General features: G+C 47.4%; 16 protein-coding genes. 13 read left to right on the top strand and 3 right to left on the bottom strand.

Annotation, left to right across the window (positions count from 1 at the left end):
* The first annotated feature begins 44 nt into the window (after nucleotides 1-44).
* From J0A67_RS02675 to J0A67_RS02725, 11 genes are all read left to right on the top strand, one after another.
* The gene (locus J0A67_RS02675; protein WP_206567724.1) at nucleotides 45-809 is read left to right on the top strand and encodes a DUF547 domain-containing protein; all 765 of its coding nucleotides are present in this window, start codon (nucleotides 45-47) and stop codon (nucleotides 807-809) included.
* Nucleotides 802-2,157 (top strand): NAD(P)/FAD-dependent oxidoreductase, encoded by a 1,356-nt coding sequence (locus J0A67_RS02680; protein ID WP_206567725.1) that lies wholly within the window; start codon nucleotides 802-804, stop codon nucleotides 2,155-2,157. Before J0A67_RS02675 ends, J0A67_RS02680 begins: the two co-directional genes overlap by 8 nt.
* Nucleotides 2,154-3,698, top strand: coding sequence for a 4Fe-4S binding protein (locus J0A67_RS02685; RefSeq protein WP_206567726.1), 1,545 nt, complete (start codon nucleotides 2,154-2,156; stop codon nucleotides 3,696-3,698). The genes J0A67_RS02680 and J0A67_RS02685 overlap by 4 nt, the downstream gene beginning before the upstream one ends.
* Complete coding sequence (locus J0A67_RS02690; protein ID WP_206567727.1) at nucleotides 3,699-5,168, top strand: cellulose synthase family protein; 1,470 nt, start codon at nucleotides 3,699-3,701, stop codon at nucleotides 5,166-5,168.
* Nucleotides 5,169-5,174: 6 nt separating this feature from the next.
* Nucleotides 5,175-5,867, top strand: a complete 693-nt coding sequence (locus J0A67_RS02695; protein WP_206567728.1) for a glycosyltransferase family 2 protein — start codon at nucleotides 5,175-5,177, stop codon at nucleotides 5,865-5,867.
* 108 nt (nucleotides 5,868-5,975) lie between these two features.
* Nucleotides 5,976-6,878: a hypothetical protein gene (locus J0A67_RS02700; RefSeq protein ID WP_206567729.1), complete on the top strand. Its 903-nt coding sequence runs from the start codon at nucleotides 5,976-5,978 to the stop codon at nucleotides 6,876-6,878.
* 8 nt (nucleotides 6,879-6,886) lie between these two features.
* Nucleotides 6,887-8,224: an MptA/MptB family glycosyltransferase gene (locus J0A67_RS02705; protein ID WP_206567730.1), complete on the top strand. Its 1,338-nt coding sequence runs from the start codon at nucleotides 6,887-6,889 to the stop codon at nucleotides 8,222-8,224.
* Nucleotides 8,208-8,936: a DUF6503 family protein gene (locus tag J0A67_RS02710; protein WP_206567731.1), complete on the top strand. Its 729-nt coding sequence runs from the start codon at nucleotides 8,208-8,210 to the stop codon at nucleotides 8,934-8,936. Before J0A67_RS02705 ends, J0A67_RS02710 begins: the two co-directional genes overlap by 17 nt.
* A gap of 62 nt (nucleotides 8,937-8,998) precedes the next feature.
* The gene (locus tag J0A67_RS02715; RefSeq protein WP_206567732.1) at nucleotides 8,999-9,748 is read left to right on the top strand and encodes a DUF6503 family protein; all 750 of its coding nucleotides are present in this window, start codon (nucleotides 8,999-9,001) and stop codon (nucleotides 9,746-9,748) included.
* A 19-nt stretch (nucleotides 9,749-9,767) separates the two neighbouring features.
* Nucleotides 9,768-10,811 (top strand): glycoside hydrolase family 113, encoded by a 1,044-nt coding sequence (locus J0A67_RS02720; protein WP_241265045.1) that lies wholly within the window; start codon nucleotides 9,768-9,770, stop codon nucleotides 10,809-10,811.
* 124 nt (nucleotides 10,812-10,935) lie between these two features.
* Nucleotides 10,936-12,339, top strand: a complete 1,404-nt coding sequence (locus tag J0A67_RS02725) for a Gfo/Idh/MocA family protein (RefSeq protein WP_206567733.1) — start codon at nucleotides 10,936-10,938, stop codon at nucleotides 12,337-12,339.
* Between the two features lie 48 nt (nucleotides 12,340-12,387).
* Here J0A67_RS02725 and J0A67_RS02730 read toward each other — a convergent pair whose 3' ends face one another.
* Nucleotides 12,388-13,245, bottom strand: a complete 858-nt coding sequence (locus J0A67_RS02730; protein WP_206567734.1) for a 3-keto-disaccharide hydrolase — start codon at nucleotides 13,243-13,245, stop codon at nucleotides 12,388-12,390.
* Nucleotides 13,238-14,041, bottom strand: a complete 804-nt coding sequence (locus J0A67_RS02735; RefSeq protein ID WP_206567735.1) for an endonuclease/exonuclease/phosphatase family protein — start codon at nucleotides 14,039-14,041, stop codon at nucleotides 13,238-13,240. Before J0A67_RS02735 ends, J0A67_RS02730 begins: the two co-directional genes overlap by 8 nt.
* A gap of 209 nt (nucleotides 14,042-14,250) precedes the next feature.
* On the opposite strand from J0A67_RS02735, the gene J0A67_RS02740 reads away from it, so the two are divergent.
* Nucleotides 14,251-15,849 (top strand): DUF748 domain-containing protein, encoded by a 1,599-nt coding sequence (locus J0A67_RS02740; RefSeq protein ID WP_206567736.1) that lies wholly within the window; start codon nucleotides 14,251-14,253, stop codon nucleotides 15,847-15,849.
* A gap of 181 nt (nucleotides 15,850-16,030) precedes the next feature.
* Nucleotides 16,031-17,410: a S8 family peptidase gene (locus J0A67_RS02745; protein ID WP_206567737.1), complete on the top strand. Its 1,380-nt coding sequence runs from the start codon at nucleotides 16,031-16,033 to the stop codon at nucleotides 17,408-17,410.
* Nucleotides 17,411-17,487: 77 nt separating this feature from the next.
* Here the strand turns inward: J0A67_RS02745 and J0A67_RS02750 are convergent, their stop codons facing one another.
* On the bottom strand, nucleotides 17,488-18,102 hold the full coding sequence (locus J0A67_RS02750; protein WP_206567738.1) for an FMN-binding negative transcriptional regulator: 615 nt from the start codon (nucleotides 18,100-18,102) through the stop codon (nucleotides 17,488-17,490).
* Nucleotides 18,103-18,132 lie beyond the last annotated feature (30 nt).

Below are 18,132 nucleotides of genomic sequence, written 5' to 3' on the forward strand. Positions count from 1 at the left end.
CCTTTCTTGGACCCACTTCGTTTATGCATACCAAATAAGATCTTATGAAATTACTTCAATCGCATCTTTTCGGGCTCATTTCGCTGGTGCTTTTTTCCTGCCAAAATCCAAGCTTGGGTCTCGCCGGAACCACACCGCCCAGTCATCTGCTTTGGGATCAACTGGTCAAGGCCCATGTGAAATCCAATGGAACGGTCGACTACAAAGGCTTCGTCCGGGATAAAGCCAAACTTGACCAATACCTGAAACTCATCTCAACGAACGCTCCTGACCGGAGAGCCTGGTCAAAAAATGAGCAGTTGGCCTATTGGATCAACGCATACAATGCCTTTACGGTCAAACTTATCGTCGACAACTATCCGGTGAAAAGTATTCGAGATTTGGGACCAAGCCTGAAGATTCCTGGATTCAAGGATGTATGGCATTACGAATTCTTCCAGATTGGGGGAGCGGACGCGAGTTTGGATGAGATCGAACATGGGATTTTGAGAAAGGAGTTTGATGAACCTCGGATACATTTTGCGATCAACTGCGCTTCGGTTTCCTGTCCGCCTTTGTTGAACGAAGCTTTTGTTCCCGAAAAATTGGACAGCCAGCTGAACAAAGTGGCGGTGGCCTTCGTCAATGATCCTTTGCGAAACAAGATTTCGGCGGATCAGGCTCAAGTTTCCTCCATCTTTTCCTGGTTCAAAGAGGACTTTACCAAAAAGGGAAACCTGGTCGATTTCCTGAATTTGTATTCCAAAGTGAAAATCAAACCATCAGCAAAAATCTCCTTTTTGGACTACAACTGGGCATTGAATGAATAGAGACAGACACGTGGTCATCATCGGCAATGGAATCTCCGGGGTCACTTGCGCTAGAACGCTCAGAAAGCTCGACTCCGATATTCGCATTACGCTGGTCTCAGGGGAATCCAAATATTTCTTTTCCCGCACGGCGCTGATGTACGTGTATATGGGGCACATGAAATTTGAGAATACCCAGCCCTACGAGAGCTTTTTTTGGGACAAGAATCGTATTGGGTTGAAGGAGGCTTGGGTGGAAAAAGTTGATTTCGATGCCAAGACGCTTTTTTTTGTCTCCGGGGAGTCTTTGTCCTATGATACTCTTGTAATAGCGACAGGTTCCAAACCCAACAAGTTTGGCTGGCCGGGACAAGATCTGAAAGGTGTACAGGGACTTTATTCTAAGCAGGATTTGGAATTGATGGAGGAGACGACGCACAAGGGAGTCGCCCGAGCGGTGATCGTGGGAGGTGGCTTGATTGGGATAGAGATGGCGGAAATGCTGTCCTACAGGAAGATTCCAGTGACTTTTTTGGTTCGCGAAAAAGGCTTTTGGGACAATGTGTTGCCAAGAGAGGAGGCTGATTTGGTGGGCAGACACATCCATGAACATCATATCGATCTTAGGCTGGAGACTGAATTGAAGGAAATACTTTCTGATTCCAATGGCCGCGTACGAGCAGTAGTTACATCAACCGGTGAAGAGATTACTTGTGAATTTGTAGGGTTAACGGCAGGTGTGAGCCCTAATGTGGATTTTTTGCGCGGATCTAAATTGGAAGTCAATCGTGGAGTGAAAGTTGATGAGTATTTCAGAACCAATCTTCCCGATGTTTACAGCATAGGTGACTGCGCGGAGTTTGAAACTGCTCCAGCACAGGATCGTAAGAATATCGAGCAAGTGTGGTACACTGGACGCATGCACGGAGAGACTTTGGCTCAAAGTCTTTGTAACAAGCCAATTCCATATCGTCCGGGCGTCTGGTTCAATTCGGCCAAATTCCTCGATATTGAATATCAAACCTACGGTGTTGTGCCGCCGACGGTCAATCCGGAAGAGATAAAAGATTTTTACTGGGAGCATAGGGGAGGAAAGATAAGTTTTCGGATGCGGATGGATTCGGAAAGGAAAATCCTTGGCGTCAACGCTTTCGGAATTCGGTTGAGTCACGAGTTTTTTGACAAGGCTATCAGAGAAAAATGGAAAGGCGAAAAAGTGATCACCCAGCTCGAAAAGGCCAACTTTGATCCGGAATTTTTCGAACCACACTTTATTGAAATCCAAAAGGCCTTTCTGGTACAGTTTGGCGGTGATTTCCGACCAGCCAAAAAATCATTTGTACAAAAACTATTTGGAGCAAAGGCATGAGAGGAATTGAGAAAATAGGACTCGGTTTGTTTTTGGTGGGCTTGATCGCTTTTCTGGTCATCCCGTTTTTGGGTTCCTATAGACTTTCTGAAGAATTGGTTTTGGAAAATACCAAAGAAATTCACCGTGAAAAAATGGCCGAACTCCTATCCCCTCTTTATGGCAAAGAGTATGGCTCCAGTTTTTCTTTTCTTGCAGCTTACCGGGATCAATTCAATCCCTACAACGACGACCTGAAGTCGCAACAGCTTTGGGATGACGTGATTTGGGACGACTACACATTTCCAATTGCAAAGGCTTCACTCCAAAGTCCTGTGAAGGAAAATCCCTGGATTTATTTTGGCCTGTCGATAGGGATGGCGGTTTTGGGCGGCTTCTTGAACAATTTTAGAAAACACGCTGACCAACCCGAGGGCGTCAAAAACAACGGTATCTTCCATTCTTCCATGAAAAACCGGGGATGGATGGGGATAGTTAGCGGTACGCTGTTGATCCTTTTTTACGTGGTGCTTTACTGGTTTCCAGCCTATCTGGTGAATCTGGTGGCGATGGTCGATCCGATTTCCCGTTTTCTCTCGGGCAATCCAGCCAGCCAATGGTTTCTCTACGGACTTATCTATACGCTGGCGATTTTGGTAATGGGCATCCGTATGTTTCGCAAGTACCGAGGCAATCGCTACCAACAGCTACGGACCGCTTCGGTCATGTTTTTCCAGACCGCCTTCGCCTTTTTGATTCCGGAAATCCTGGTTTTGCTCAACCAGCCCTATTTTGATTTCAAAAATATTTGGCCTTTGGATTACGATTTCTTTTATGAATACCAGATTTCCACTTTCCTTTCCGCAGGAGGGGTCGGTATGTTTATGCTGGTGTGGGGGATTTTGTTGATTCTGGTAGGCGTTCCTGTTTTTACCTATTTTTTTGGCAAAAGGTGGTATTGCTCTTGGGTCTGCGGGTGTGGAGGGTTGGCTGAGACCGTAGGGGATCCCTATCGGCAGCTTTCGGACAAGTCGCTCAAGGCGTGGAAATACGAGCGGTGGATAGTCCACTCTGTGCTGGCTTTGGCAGTGGTGATGACTGTTTTGACGATTGCCAACTACTTTTCGGGCTTTTCCCTCTTGGGAAATGTGACCAACCAACTACATTCGTTTTATGGATTTGCCATAGGGTCAGCCTTTGCAGGCGTGGTGGGTACGGGCTTTTATCCTTTTATGGGAAATCGCGTCTGGTGCCGATTTGGTTGCCCTTTGGCGGCTTACCTCGGCATAGTCCAGCGGTTCAAGTCCAGGTTTAGAATCACCACCAACGGCGGACAGTGCATCTCTTGCGGCAATTGCTCGACCTACTGTGAGATGGGAATCGACGTTCGCTGGTATGCTCAGCGTGGTCAAAACATCGTTCGCGCCTCATGCGTCGGCTGTGGGGTATGCGCTTCAGTTTGTCCCCGAGGAGTGCTGAAGCTGGAAAACGGCCCCGAGCAAAACCGAATAAACGAGCTGCCGATCCTCATCGGCAACGACTCCATCAGAATCAAACAATAAATGGTTTTTCTTTATTTTCTATGTGTGCTATATGGCTTGGCGATGCTCTTCATCTTAGCATATAGTCTGGCTCAGGGACACTTGCTGTATCATTTCCTGAAAGCCGAGAAAAACAAGATCCAAAAGGCGCCGGAAAGCCCCGAAATTTGGCCGAGCGTAACCGTACAGCTTCCGATTTACAATGAGCTATATGTGGTAGAACGCTTGATCGATGCCGTCGCAAAGCTGAACTATCCAAGGCCACTACTACAAATCCAGCTTTTGGACGATAGCACAGACCAGACATCGGAGCTGATCAGGAGGAAACTTGCCGAATATCCAAGCATTGATTTTCAATACATACACCGAGCGATTCGAACTGGCTTCAAAGCTGGCGCATTGCGGGAAGGGCTGGAGAAGGCCAAGGGGGAATTCATCGCCATTTTCGATGCGGACTTCGTGCCTGATGGGGACTTTCTGCTTCGGACGATTCCCTATTTTACCTCGGGAAAGGTCGGCATGGTACAGACCCGATGGACTCATCTCAATCGCGATTATTCAGTTTTGACCCGCTTGCAGGCTGTAGCCTTGGATGCCCACTTTCTGATCGAGCAGACCGGACGTAATCATCAGGGGGCATTCATCAATTTTAACGGGACGGGAGGAATTTGGCGAAAAACCTGCATCTATGACGCCGGAAACTGGCATGATGACACGCTAACGGAAGATCTTGACCTCAGCTATAGAGCGCAGCGAAAGGGTTGGGAATTTGTCTATCGCCCGGAAATCGAATCGCCAGCCGAATTACCGCCAATCATGTCTGCTGTCAAGTCCCAACAATTTCGCTGGACGAAAGGTGGGGCAGAGTGTGCGGTGAAGCATTTTGGACAGGTGAATCGGGAACGACATCCCTTCCATGTCAAATTTCATGCGTTTGCCCACCTCTTTAATTCTGCGATTTTCATCGCTGTTTTGCTCGCAAGTTTGAGTAGTATCGGAGTTTTTTGGGCCGGAGAGATGGGGCTCATTTCTCCAGTTTGGCTGAAGGTCTCAGGAATATTTCTGGTTGGCTTTGTCCTGATCGCCTTGACCTACCTCGTTTCTTTCTTTTTCGAAAGCAAAGCTTTTCTCAATTCTGCTCTTCGCGTCGTCTGGCAATTGCCGCTATTTCTCTCGGTTTCCATGGGATTGGCACTGCATAACGCCCAAGCAGTTTGGGAAGGGCTGACGGGGAAAAAGTCTCCCTTTGTCCGCACTCCTAAGTTTAATCTGGAATCGGGAAAAGAGCGACTCTCACTCAATCGATACCTTATTCATCGTATGCCCATGACCACTTGGGTTGAGGGAGTTTTGGCGCTGGTTTTCTGGGGGATGGTTGCTCTTGCCTTTTCCAGGGAAAACTTTCTCTTTCTCCCTTTTCACGCCATGCTAGCCATTGGCTATAGTATTGTATTTATCAAGTCTTTCAATTCATACGGCCTCGGCCGCTGATTTTCCATGTCCCAATCTCCCATCATCGATGTCATCATTCCAGCCTACAATGAAGAAAAATCCATTTCCAAAGTGATTGCTGAGATCCCTGGCATAGTAAGGCAAATCGTGGTGGCTGACAACAACTCCTCGGACCGAACAGGAGATGTGGCCAGAGCAGCTGGCGCGCAGGTGGTCTTTGAGCCCCAGAAGGGCTATGGCAAAGCCTGCCTTTCGGCAATGGATTGGATCAAAAACCAGGAGATTCAGCCCGATGTGGTCGTGTTCCTCGATGGTGACTACAGTGATTTTCCGGAGGAAATGAAAAGCTTGGTTCAGCCGATCTTGGATGGTAGAGCAGAGCTGGTGATTGGATCCAGAGCGCTAGGACGGCGGGAAAGCGGATCGATGACCTTTCCACAGGTGTTTGGGAATTGGCTAGCGACGACCATGATGAAGTACATGCAGGGTGCGAAATTTACGGATCTGGGGCCTTTTCGGGCAATTGTCTGGAAAGACCTGCTCGCTCTAAATATGGTGGACCAAAACTATGGCTGGACCATAGAGATGCAGATCAAGGCCCACAAGGCCGGGCTCCGTTATGTTGAAGTCCCCGTCAACTACCGGAAGCGAATTGGCGTTTCCAAAGTTAGCGGGACGGTCAAGGGCGTCTTTGGGGCGGGGTATAAGATTATTTTGACCATCTTTAAATATTGGTGAATAGGTGGTCGGTATTCAGTCGCAGTTGGCAGGTTACCAATGTCGACTTGGCTGATGTACAAGATTTCTTAAGAAATTTCCCTTTTTGTCATCAAGAAATCAGACGCTATGTTTCGAAATTCAATCTTCCCAACTCGAAATTTCTATCCTTTAGTTTTGCTTTCATTGCTTCTTTTCTCCTGCAATTCTTCCAGCAGGGAAGGTGTCGATGAGACACAGTTTGCGGGGTATTGGTATCAGGGAAAAGCTGAGATCAATGTATTTGATCTCCAGCAAAGTCGCTATGGGGAAGTGCGTCCCGGTAAAGCAGTAATGATCTTTGTGACAGAAGATTTTTCGAAAAAGAAGCAAGTCAAGCTGGACAATCCTGAAGAAAATGCCTCCGATGCTCAGAAGGTTATGAAGCTCAATATGACTCGGGATTTTGTGACCGGTATCTATCCTTACCATACCATGCTTTCGGTATTTACGCCAGTGTATGAAGAGGTTTACTCTCCAAAAGTAACCGCCTCCGTGACTGAATGGTGTGGACAATCTTTCACCCAGCTCAACTTCAAACGAGGAAACTACCAAGTGAAGCAATTTTCCTACTTCGAATCGGAGGGTGATGGGGAGTCTAAAATGAGCGCCATGCCTGAGGACGAGTTATTCAACCGCATACGCCTGAATCCGGAACTAGTCCAAACCGGCAATCAATTGCTCATTCCAAGCCTGATTTTTCAGCGCTTTGCTCACATTCAGCTGAAGCCGGAAAATGCGAGTATTGCGAAGCGGGATTTGCCAAATAATCAAACGGAAGTTGTGGTTGAATATGCAGGGATAGGACGCAGATTGAGCATACAATTTGAAAAGTTTTTCCCCTACGAAATCCTATCCTTCGAGGAAACATGGACTCGGGAAGATGGAAAAAAAGAAACCACAACTGCGACGCGAACTCACATGAAAATGAGTGAATATTGGAAGCAAAACGGATCGGAGTTTGAGCCATTGAGAAAGGAATTGGGGCTTTGAATCCGACGATGAAAACTGCGGTGCAGGCGCTGCTTGTCATCTTGATGCTAGCAGTTGTTTATTTTCTTGGGAACCTCATTCCACGTTCCGATTTTCAATCCACTTTGGGACTTTTTGTGATCCTCTTTGGAATCATGTTCCTGATTTTTGCGCTTTCGCAAAACCGAACTCCCTGGTTTTTTATTTTCATCGCGGGCCTTTTGATGAGGTTTTCGCTTTTTCTTGCGATTCCCCAATGGTCCGAGGATTACGCGCGATTTCTTTGGGATGGCGAAGTTCTACGACTTGGCGAAAACCCCTATTCTGAAACTCCGACGGAAATTCTCCAAAACCATTCTCTGGAATCTTCTCCCGTCCTCCAGCAACTCTTTCCCCTGCTCAATTCTCCAGAATATTATTCGGTCTATCCACCTTTGAATCAGGGACTGTTTTGGCTGGCTGCCAAAGCTTCAGGGGGACTGGTCGCTAACGGGATCATCAGCCTGCGGCTGCTTTTGATTTTGGCGGAGATTGCGGTTTTTATGCTTTTTTTGAAGCTTCTCAAAGCCTTCAATTTGCCTGAAAAAATCCTTTGGCTCTACTGGCTCAATCCTCTCGTGATTTTGGAGATTACGGCAAATCTTCACTTCGAAGGATTGGTCTTGCTTCTACTTTTGGCGGCGGTATTAGCTCTTCAAAGAAAGCAGTTTTCTCCGGCTGGGAGCTTTTGGGGACTGGCTATTGGACTTAAGCTTTTGCCCTTGATTTTAATTCCTTCCTTCGCTTATTATCAGGAAACCAGGAAGAACATTCTGTTTTGGTTGGGTGCAGGAGTTGCCATGATCGTGAGTTTTTGCTGGCTGCTAATCGACGCTTCCTGGACCAATTTCATGACAAGCGTAGCCCTTTATCAAGGAAAATTTGAGTTCAATGCCTCCATCTACTATCTGCTCCGCGAAGTCGGTTTTTGGATTTATGGCTACAATACCATTGGGACTCTGAGCAAGTTGTTGAGCCTTTTGACCTTGGTTCTCGTGGTTTTTTTCTCCTGGAAAAAGAAGCCGACAAATCTTCAGGAAATGTTAGACTTGTGGGTTTTGATCTACCTTATCTATTTGCTGCTGCAGCCGGTGGTCCACCCATGGTATCTTATTCCGGCTTTTGGCTTGAGTCTGCTGACGGGCAGAAATGCCTTTGTCATCTGGTCCTTTGCGGCGATATTTTCCTATCAGGCCTACGGTACTGACATCGTGAAAGAAAGTGCATTAGTTTTGTCGCTGGAGTACCTCCTGGTTTTCGCAGGTATTTGTCTGGATTATTTCGTTCCAAAATCACACTCGTTGTCGAAGCATGAAATCGCGGCTTAGTCTTTTGTTGCTTTTATGCCTATTTTCTCTTTGGTCTTGTGAACCCAGTCCTGAGAAAAAGGCAAAAGAACTCATAGAGAGATCCATTGAGGCTCATGGTGGGAGTGAAGCTTGGGAGAAAATTTCCATTCTGAAGTTTCGAAAGAAGACCCGCCTTTACAATGAGGATGGGACAGTCGAAAGTGAATTGGATCAGGAGATGGAGTTTCGGCTCAAGCCGCGTCTTGAGGGGAAAATCACTTGGGAAAAGGACAGCATCAAACACGTGCTCTCTTGGGATGGCGTGCAGATGCGATACTTCATGGGGGAAAACGAAGTGAAAAATCCTGCTTTTCTCGCCTCAAAAAAGAAAGACTTTGACGCTGCATATTACACCATTTCTCAGCCATGGGGCTTATTGGGCGATGGAGCGACTCTCACCTACGAGGGTCAGAAAACCCTCGAAAACGGCAAAACGGTCGAATCGGTCAGGGTTGACTACGGGTCGGACACGGACCTTTGGTTCTACTATTTTGATCCTAATAGTGTGGTGATGGTCGGCAACGAAGTACATGCGAAGGATCACCGGAGTTTGATCTACGACCTTAGCTTGGTGGAGCACGACGGCCTGAAATTTCATGGGCAACGGGACAGTTGGCGGATAGATGAGCGAGGCAAACGGCTTTTCCTCAGAGCTGAATATGTATATTCCGACTACGAAATCACGTATTGAATTCCGGGGCTTGCGAGGCAGGGTGAACCTGTCCGCATGTTTTCCAAACCAGTTTTTATTTTATGAAGCTACATCACTACCTACTGATTCCTTTCCTCGCCATACTGTTCTCCGGATGCGATCAGCGATCCAAAGCACAAAAGATCGTCGATGAATCCATTGCTGCCCATGGGGGAGCTGCGTTTGAAAACTCACTGATAGAATTTGACTTTAGGGAGATCCACTACACCATTTTCAAAACACCCACGGCCTTTGAATACATCAGGGAGTTTAGTGATAGCACAGGGTCGGTCAAAGACGTGCTGAACAATTCCGGGTTTACCCGAATGGTAAACGGTGTCAAGATTGATACGCTCACGCAGGAGCGGATCGGGGCATTTTCCCGGTCTGTCAATTCGGTCGCATACTTTGCTTTTCTTCCCTACGGGCTAAATGACGAAGCCGCGGTAAAATCCTATTTGGGGGAAACCAAGATAAATGGTAAAAAATACGAAATGGTCAAGGTGACCTTCGTCCCAGAAGGCGGAGGAGAGCACTTCGAGGACGAATTTTTATATTGGTTTGGAAAGGAAGACCACCTGATGGACTTCATGGCCTACAGCTACCATACCGACGGGGGAGGCGTGAGAATGCGTGAAGTAAGCTCAGTGGCAGAGTTTGGGGGGATACGCTTCCAGAACTATCTGAATCTAAAGCCTCAAGACAAGGAAACGCCGGTCGAGAAGATGCAGGAGCTATATCTTGCGGGTAAGCTGGAAAAACTTTCCGAAATTAATCTCGAAAACATAAAAGTCACTCCACTAACCGATTGAGCTTTTAACACTGACCCAAATGCCCGTGGTACCGTCTTTCAGAAAATATCTTTTCAGTACCCTGGGCTTGCTGGCGTTGGTATTTTCTGTTTGGTACGTCATCCCTTCAGAGCCACTCGTGACTGCGTCAGAGAAGTGGAAAGGCGTAAATTGGGAGGGGAGCCGGCGCCCGCTTCGGGGAGGGGAATTTGATGCGCTGAAGGCAACTGGGGCAAATGCGCTTTCGCAGACTCCCTTTGGCTGGCAAAGCAGTAAAAACGATCCCCATATCGGTTGGGATCTCGACAATGATAAGCGATGGTGGGGAGAGTCGCCACAAGGCATTCAAGTTACTTTGGATTCTTCGGCCAAGTATGGAATGAAAAATATGCTCAAGCCACACCTTTGGGTGAGGGGAGCATGGGTTGGTGAGATAGAGATGCTCTCTGAGCAGGATTGGCAGACGTGGTTTGCTAACTATACTGCTTTCATCGTTGCCTATGCAGAGCTGGCAGAATCTCTTCATATCCCCATGCTATGCGTAGGGACAGAACTAGAGAAAACCTCTTACCGAGAAAAGGAATGGAGAAGAATAGTCTCCGAGGTTAGAAAAGTCTATTCGGGAAAAATCACCTACGCTGCCAACTTCACCGAGTTTGAACAGGTCAGATTTTGGGATGCCTTGGACTACGTGGGCATCCAAGCCTATTTTCCTTTGTCCAAAGACCATAATCCCGACTTGGAGGAATTGAAATCATCCTGGAAAGATCACCTCCGAAGCATAGAAAAGGTGGTCAGAAGATACGAGAAGCCGGTACTCTTCACTGAAATAGGCTATTGCAATACCGCCGATGCAGCCATTGAGCCTTGGGTCTGGCCAAATGAGCGCCAAGAGGCAGAGGTTTCGGAAGACGTTCAAGCGCTATGTTACGAAGCATTCTTCGAGACTGCTTGGAAAAAGGAATGGTTGGCAGGTGTGTTTTTTTGGAAATGGTCGCCTGAAAATCAAGGGCGTCAGCCCGACTTTACTCCCCAAGGAAAAGCTGCTGAACGAGTGATGACAAAGTTTTTTTCTTCATTGTGATTAGCGCCACCAAGGGTATTAGGGCGGAATCCCTATTATTTGTTCGGTTTATCCAATTGATCAGGGACTTTATTGATTTTTTTGTTAAATAGCCTTCGCAAATCCAAAATAAGAACATAATACTATGAATCGCAGAAGAGAATTTTTGAAATCCACCGGTTTGGCTGGTTTAGGCCTTTTTGGAGCTGGAAGCACACTTGCTGGAGATTTTCAAACCTTGCCGCATGAAGCAAAATATGGGGCGTCCAGAGTACAATCTTTCAATATGTGCGGATTTGCCGCTCCCAAGATCGATACCGTGAGAGTAGGCGTCATCGGCTTGGGACAAAGGGGGCCGGGAGCAGTAACCCGCCTCAGCAAGATCGAAGGGGTAGAGATCAAGGCTCTTTGTGACCTCCGTCCGGAGCTGGCTGAAAAAGCAAAGAAATCCCTGGAGGGCACTCCCCACAATCCGGAACTTTATTCGGGAAGTGTTTATGCTTGGAAAAAAATGGTTGATCGTCCAGACTTGGATTTGATCTATATCGCCACTCCTTGGGATTGGCATGTGCCGATGGCCGTCTACGCCATGGAAGCAGGCAAGCATGCAGCCGTCGAGGTGCCTGCTGCAAGAACTTTGGAAGAATGCTGGCAGCTGGTTGAGACTTCAGAGCGTACGAAAAAACACTGCATGCAGCTGGAAAACTGCTGCTATGATTTCTTTGAGCTGATGACATTGAAGATGGCGCGCGAGGGTTTCTTCGGAGAGGTATTGCATGTGGAAGGGGCCTATATCCACGACCTCCTCGCTCTTAATTTTGACAAAGAAGGCTATCAGGACATGTGGAGACTTAAAGAGAATTTCAGAAACGGAAATCTCTACCCGACGCACGGCTTGGGACCGATCTGCCAGATCCTAAACATCAACCGGGGAGACCAGATGGAGTATTTGACTTCTCTTTCTACCAATGATTTTCAGATGAAAGCCAAAGCGGAAGAACTGGCAGCAAGCGATTCTTTCTTCGGGTCTTTTGCCTCCAAGTCTTTCCGTGGAAATATGAATACGACAGTCGTGAGAACGAAACATGGCAAGTCCATCATGATCCAGCACGATGTCACTTCTCCACGTCCTTATTCCCGACTTCATGTGGTAAGCGGTACTGAAGGCTATGCCCAGAAGTATCCTGAGCAAAAGGTAGCCAAGGGCCATGGCTGGATGAAGGAAGAGGAGATGAAGGAATTGCAGGCAAAGTATACTCCAGAGATCGTGCAGAAAGTCGGTGAACTTGCCAAGCAAATCGGCGGTCACGGTGGAATGGACTTCATGATGGACTGGAGGCTGATCGATTGCCTGAGAAACGGTCTTCCTTTGGATCAAGACGTATACGACGCGGCGACTTGGAGCTGTATCACTCCGCTGAGTGAATGGTCGGTGGCGAATAGATCCAACTCTATCGATGTGCCTGATTTCACCGGAGGAAGCTGGAAGACCAACAAGCCAGTCCCCATCACGCTTGAGGGCGGAGGGACGACCAAGGTTAGAGTCTGATCAAAAACGGATATGAACAAAAAAGGAGGCAGAAGCCTCCTTTTTATTTTAGTTCCCTGTCAATGCTTGTTGGACAGTTGACTTGAGCTTTTTTGGGTCGTCCTTGATTTTTGAGAGATCTACCAGAGCTACTTTTCTGAAGTCGATGGGGTGGCTTTCGCTCTGTAGGGAGATGTAGCCTTCCTTCAAGAGCATGCCATCAATCTTTACCGCCGGATCAACAGGGCTCACATTGCCGCCGCCAATTTGTGGTTTGAAATAGGAGAAAACGGTGTCTGTTCCGACCATATGGTGAACTTCCTCATCACCCAATACGATAAAATTGGCGGTTACCCATTGCTCACCGTGGTAGGTCTGGGATTTGGAATTGATGCAGTGGGGAGTAAAGAGGGTGTCAGCCAAGACCACGTTGGTTCCCGGAGTGCAGAGGTTACAGGTAGTACGGGGATCTTTTCCATTGCCTCCCAGAAACTGCGCCTCGATGGAAATAGGGAAATCCTGATCCTTCAACATCGTTTTGGGGTCTTGAGAATGGAGCATTGCGCCACTGTTTCTCAAAGCCCAGCCCTCGCCACCGGGACATTGCTCGCCTACAAATCTATATTCGACCTGCAACAGGTAGTAGGAAAATGGCTTCTTGTAGAAGATGTGCCCGTACTGGCGATCAAAAGCTGTATAGCCATCGTAGCGAACCTTCATCAACCCGTCTTCCACCCGGAAGGTATTTGCAAAATTATCATCCAAGTCATGGGTTCGGATTTTGACCGACCAATCCTTGATATCTTTTCCGTTGAAAAGTTGGATCCATTTGGTCTTCGCTGGCTGATCGGATTTCCAAGCGGTAAATCCAAATACCGTCAACAACAACAGTGTCGCGACTGGGATGTAGAATCCTTTTCTATTCATTCTGATTTTCTTTTTTTAGTTTGAGAACGGCCCAGACTGGGTAGTGATCAGAGTAGGCGATGTCTTTAAGAACTTTGTATTCCACGAGCTCGAATTTCCTCGAATCGTACCAGATGTAGTCGATTCGGCCGCCATCCTCTTCTGTACCGTAGGTGTTTTGGAGATTTCCGGCTACTGATCCGGCTTCTTTCCAATGAGTAGGGATTCTGGCATACTCCGGAGAATCGGGCGTGAAGTTTAAATCCCCGACCCACACGACCGGCTTGTCCATTGAGTCAGCATAGGCTAGGATGGAGTCGACTTGGGCGATACGATTTTCCTCAAACTGATGACAAAGGTGGGTGGCCCCAAAGTAAAACTCTTCCAAAGTTTTGAATTCGGCTTTCACCCAAGCCATAGCGCGAGGCTCACCTCCTTCAGGATTTGGGAGATTTAGCGTGTGATAATCGTAGCCTTTTTTTACCAATATACCCTCGCCGTAGCCACCTCCATCGTAGTCCATTGCCTTTCCGAAGTAACCATTGTAGCCGGTTTCATGGCTTAATTTATGGACGTAGTCGATAGGTTTGCCGTTGATTTTGGCGGAACGCTGCGTCATGCTGTCTACCTCTTGAAGGGCTATGGCGTCGGGCTGAAGTTGGATGAGTAGATTGGCGATTTCGGGTATATTGGAAACCGATGGTTGATCGGCCCGTTCTCCGTGGAGGATGTTGTAAGTTAGGATTTTGATTTCTTGGGCCGTCAGCGGCAATGCAAGAAAACAGCCTGCAAAAACGGCAAAAAGGAATTGCTTCATTCCCAAATGTATCAAATTGTGTTTGACTCTCTCTGGTAAATATGACGAAGGGAGAAGATAAAATAGATTATTGGCTTTAGATTGAGGGAGTTTAATATGAACATAAACCCGTAATAAATGCGGAACTATATTTTCGAATCCAGAGCAAATATCTCCCTTCTGCTATCGCCGGCAGCTTCCCGTGGATTTTTGCATTTAAGCCTGGCCATATGAGATTTCTGAAGATAGCGATCATCGTTTTCGTCTCCATTTTTGCCTTGGGGGGCATAGGGGTATTTTTTGGGGTGAAATGGGTCAACAACAACCTTGAATCGCTGATCAACTCCAATCCCGACAGGACCTACAACATCAAATTCCAAGTGCTTGATTTTAACTACCTAAGCAGGGTCATTTTCATTTCGGAGGTGACCATCAGTCCGGTGGGGGATCAAGACGGCGTATTTGTAGATGGTCGGGTGGATCAGGTCGAGCTCAACCAGCTCAATCTTTGGCGGCTTTTTATACATAGGGAATTGGTGCTGAAGGAGCTTGTCTTTGTGGAGCCGCTGCTGGTAGTCTATGTACCGGAGGACAACCCCGATGAGCAAAAAGCCGGAGAAGGCCTGAAGAGCCTGTTTGGCGATATTCTTTCCCGGGGAAAAATCGAAAACTTCAAGCTGGGACAAGCTGGAGTCCAGGTGATGAGGAACGGAGACCAAATCGGTACTTTGAGCAATTTTAACATCCTTGCGACCGAGCTTGAGACTGACTCGCTAAAGTGGAACAATCCCATCCCCTTTGACTACGGTCGGATCTTGGTTTCAATCGACAGCGCTGATCACAAGCTCGCCAGCGGGCAGCTTTTTAAGTCCGGGAAAATCGCCTTCGACAGCAAAAGCCAAGAACTGAAAGTGATCTCTCCTTCGATGAAATATGGAGAGAGCTTGATCGAGGCTTCTTCCAAAATGGAGTTTCAGGTGGATTTGATAGAATTTGAGCTCGATTCTCTCGTGTTTTCAGGCTTGGAAGCCAACAGCAATCTGTATTCCTATCTGGATATCCGGGCCAGGAGGCTGGAAGTTTCGGGTTTGAAGCTGGATGATTTTCGAAACAAAAACATCTCAAGACCACCGGATGAATACAAGCCCCTGTTTCAGGGTTTGGTGCAGAAAATTTCCTTTCCCCTCAAGCTCGATACATTGAGACTCCTCGATGGAGCCATAAGCTACGGAGAGGCTGTGGCTGGCAAAAATGAAACCTGGAAATTTCAACTGGATCAAATAAATGGAACCTTGGTCAATGTAACGTCTATCCCGGAATACCAAGAAAGCTTGGAATATGCAAATGCGGACTTTACAGCCAAGATAGACGGGGAAGGGGAGATGATTATCGATATCGACATTCCTTATAACCGCGATGAGTTTGATTTGAATGTGGTTTTGACGGATTTTCCTCTGGTCAAGATCAGTGAAATACTGAACCCATTGATGAACGGCAAAATCGAAACCGGAGATCTGCGAAGGTTGGAGCTCTTGATGCATGCCGATTCGACGGGTTCAACCAGTCAGTTCACTTTTGACTATGCGGACTTGAAGCTCGAGATGTTTGGCAAGAAGGGTGGACAGAAGAATGGATTAAAATCCTTGATTGCCAATGTTTTGTTGAATCAGTCCAATCTCCCTGGAGAAAAGAACTACCTCCGAGCGGAATTTTTTACAGTTAGAAATCAATACCGTGGGCCCTTTCACTTGATCTGGAATAGCACAAAAGACGGGATGATGCGCATCGTCCCAGGCAATGCGGCCAGAGAAATCATGAATTTGGATTAAAAGCAAAAAGGCGACGGAAAAGGCTTTTTATACTTTTTTAGTGGGACGAGTTGCGAATTCAATGATGCCTAGAATTTCGTGTTTTTTTCACCCTGAAATATTTTGCGTTTCGGTGTTTTTCAAGGGAATAATGTTCGCTTAAAATACTTATTTTCAATTGAATATCTAACCAATACACCTTATGAGAAAACTATATTCTTTGCTGTCTTTCTCTGCCCTGTTGGGCATGGCAGCGTCCTGCGGGGACGTGATCGAAAACGAAGTTGCGGTGGGCGACGCCGTTGAAGTCGCGCTTCAAGAGGCTTTCGTGCCGGGTCAGCTTTTGATCAAATACAAAACGTCCCGCCAAAACTCGAGGCTTTCCCAGGATGTAATGACATTGATCCAAGGCAGTGTAGTAGAGGAGATCTCCACTGGAGCCATGCAGATGGCTAATGCCCGAATGGGAGTACAATCAGGCGACTTGCTTCTAGTAGAGTCCAAGCTAGGAACAATGGAGGCTATCGGGCTACTCAAAAACATGCCTGAAATCGAGTATGCTGAGCCCAATTGGATTTATCAGCACCAGGCCATATCCAATGATACGTACTTTGTGAGCGGTCAACTTTGGGGAATGTCTGCCGGCGGCAATCAATTTGGATCGAGGGCAAATGAGGCTTGGGCCGCAAATAAACTGGGTTCAAGTTCCGTTTATATCGGGATTATCGACGAAGGCTACATGTACACCCATCCAGATTTGGCGGCCAATGCTGGCACAAACCCGGGAGAAACTGCGAACAATGGCGTTGATGACGACGGCAATGGTTTGGTGGATGATGTGTATGGATGGGATTTTGACGGAAGGAACAACTCCGTGTTCGATGGTACTGGCGATGACCACGGCACGCACGTAGCTGGCACCATTGGAGGTGTAGGGGGCAATGGTACCGGTGTCGCCGGAGTGGTTTGGAACGTCAAGTTGCTCAGTGCGAAATTTTTGGGAAAAAGGGGAGGAACTACTGCCAATGCCATCAAAGCAGTCGATTATTTTACCGACCTCAAGGCCAATCAGGGTTTAAATATCGTCGCCACCAACAACTCTTGGGGAGGAGGCGGATTTTCCCAAGCCTTGAAAGACGCGATTGACCGGGCTGGCGCCGAAGGCATTCTGTTTATAGCAGCGGCTGGTAACTCGGGAACCAATAACGATGCCTCGGCTAGTTATCCTTCAGGATATACTTCTTCTAACATCATTGCCGTTGCTTCGATTACCAGCACGGGCGCTTTGTCCTCTTTCTCCCAATACGGAGCTACGACAGTGGATATCGGTGCACCAGGATCTGCGATTTGGTCAACAATCCCTGCCAGCTCCAAGGGAAAGGTAGTCGCAAGCTATGCCAGCTATAGCGGTACATCTATGGCGACGCCGCATGTGTCCGGCGCCGCGGCCTTGTATGCATCGCAAAATCCCGGCGCATCCGCTGCGCAGATCAAAAACGCGATTTTGGGACAAGCTACTCCGACAGCGTCCTTGGCTGGTAAAGTCGTCACGGGAGGCAGATTGAACGTTTCTGGGTTCTGATCTCAGCAATTCACAAACAAAAAGGAGCATCAATTCGAGGCTCCTTTTTTGTTTTATCTGGATTGATTTTCAAAAAATCATCGTTTTTTCCGCATTTCGGAAGCGACTTCTTGGTCCAGATGGCTTGGGCTTTGGTCCAGCATTTTTATGATGTTTTGGTAATTGACATCGTCACGGTTTTGGGAAAGCTTGGCACTTGCATGAACCTCGGTGATTTTCACTTCCAGTCCCACCAGGGCACGAACCTGACTTTGGACATAGGATTCCGACATGGTTTCCACGCTCACCCGGTTTGGGCGACCTGACTCATAGACATCGACCAGAGTTTTAAGATGGGTCATCAGCTGCTCACCTTCTATGATTCTGATTTCTCCGTACACATGCACCGCCAAGTAGTTCCAGGTCGGTACATTCTCGTGGTTGTACCAAGAGGAGGAAATGTATGCATGTGGACCTTGAAAGACCACCATGACCTCATCCCCATCTTTGATGGATCTCCATTGGGGATTCGCTTTGGCAATATGCCCGCTAAGGCTCGCATCGCCCTCGCTGTTTTTGCCAAAAACAAAAGGTAAATGCGTCGCCCAAGGCCTTCCATTGACTTGGCTGACCAGTGTGGCGAAGGCGTTTTTTTGGATAAAGTCGATCACTTCGGGTTCATTTTCCCAAGCGTTGAGAGGGTGGATATACATCAGGTAAAAATTGGGGTTTAGGAAGTGGAA

Origin of the sequence: Algoriphagus aestuariicola (assembly GCF_017254835.1) — a bacterium.
GTDB classification, from domain to species: domain Bacteria; phylum Bacteroidota; class Bacteroidia; order Cytophagales; family Cyclobacteriaceae; genus Algoriphagus; species Algoriphagus aestuariicola.

Bases quoted from the DNA above. Each gene is read 5' to 3' on its own strand.
- J0A67_RS02745 (WP_206567737.1), top strand. From the start codon at position 16,031: ATGAGAAAACTATATTCTTTGCTGTCTTTCTCTGCCCTGTTGGGCATG.
- J0A67_RS02700 (WP_206567729.1), top strand. From the start codon at position 5,976: ATGTTTCGAAATTCAATCTTCCCAACTCGAAATTTCTATCCTTTAGTT.
- J0A67_RS02715 (WP_206567732.1), top strand. From the start codon at position 8,999: ATGAAGCTACATCACTACCTACTGATTCCTTTCCTCGCCATACTGTTC.
- J0A67_RS02695 (WP_206567728.1), top strand. From the start codon at position 5,175: ATGTCCCAATCTCCCATCATCGATGTCATCATTCCAGCCTACAATGAA.
- J0A67_RS02720 (WP_241265045.1), top strand. From the start codon at position 9,768: ATGCCCGTGGTACCGTCTTTCAGAAAATATCTTTTCAGTACCCTGGGC.
- J0A67_RS02740 (WP_206567736.1), top strand. From the start codon at position 14,251: ATGAGATTTCTGAAGATAGCGATCATCGTTTTCGTCTCCATTTTTGCC.
- J0A67_RS02685 (WP_206567726.1), top strand. From the start codon at position 2,154: ATGAGAGGAATTGAGAAAATAGGACTCGGTTTGTTTTTGGTGGGCTTG.
- J0A67_RS02705 (WP_206567730.1), top strand. From the start codon at position 6,887: ATGAAAACTGCGGTGCAGGCGCTGCTTGTCATCTTGATGCTAGCAGTT.
- J0A67_RS02750 (WP_206567738.1), bottom strand. From the start codon at position 18,102: ATGTATATCCACCCTCTCAACGCTTGGGAAAATGAACCCGAAGTGATC.
- J0A67_RS02690 (WP_206567727.1), top strand. From the start codon at position 3,699: ATGGTTTTTCTTTATTTTCTATGTGTGCTATATGGCTTGGCGATGCTC.
- J0A67_RS02735 (WP_206567735.1), bottom strand. From the start codon at position 14,041: ATGAAGCAATTCCTTTTTGCCGTTTTTGCAGGCTGTTTTCTTGCATTG.
- J0A67_RS02675 (WP_206567724.1), top strand. From the start codon at position 45: ATGAAATTACTTCAATCGCATCTTTTCGGGCTCATTTCGCTGGTGCTT.
- J0A67_RS02725 (WP_206567733.1), top strand. From the start codon at position 10,936: ATGAATCGCAGAAGAGAATTTTTGAAATCCACCGGTTTGGCTGGTTTA.
- J0A67_RS02710 (WP_206567731.1), top strand. From the start codon at position 8,208: ATGAAATCGCGGCTTAGTCTTTTGTTGCTTTTATGCCTATTTTCTCTT.
- J0A67_RS02730 (WP_206567734.1), bottom strand. From the start codon at position 13,245: ATGAATAGAAAAGGATTCTACATCCCAGTCGCGACACTGTTGTTGTTG.
- J0A67_RS02680 (WP_206567725.1), top strand. From the start codon at position 802: ATGAATAGAGACAGACACGTGGTCATCATCGGCAATGGAATCTCCGGG.